The organism is Membranihabitans maritimus (genome assembly GCF_021729145.1).
Lineage (GTDB): Bacteria > Bacteroidota > Bacteroidia > Chitinophagales > Saprospiraceae > Membranihabitans > Membranihabitans maritimus.
Map to the genome: position 1 here is coordinate 1 of NZ_JAJSLW010000081.1, position 404 is coordinate 404.

The 404-nt window shown below is 39.9% G+C and carries 1 protein-coding gene; it reads left to right on the forward strand.

Annotated elements, in window-relative coordinates; all coding sequences use genetic code 11:
- Positions 1–404, forward strand: a 404-nt coding sequence (locus LVD47_RS23395; RefSeq protein WP_236981144.1) for a hypothetical protein, incomplete at both ends; no start/stop codon positions are given.

Consider the following 404-nt stretch of genomic DNA (forward strand, 5'->3'; position numbering starts at 1 on the left):
TCTGACTTCGAAAGTGATAAGAAGAAGGTTGCTGTATTGTCTCAATGGTTGACGTTGATCGATACGATTGGCCCCATCTTTGATTTTTGTTATCCCATTGGATTTAGTGAAGACGATGTAGATTGCAGAGATAAAAGATGTCTTCTTACAACTGAATGGGATCATGAAAGAATTTTAAATTCAATTCAAAATGGAACTCAAAACTTACAGGCAAAAAGATGGGAGTTTTGTAATGCTACAGTATACACTACAGGTAGCCACGATTGCGCTGCTGATATATATGTTCCCAGTGTAACATTAAAAGATGAGTGCAGCGGAGTACATCATGTAAAAGCGATGGTGAACGGTCGAGCAGTATGGTTGGAGCGGGTATCAGAAGCAAACGGTTTTGTGACCTTTGCCCA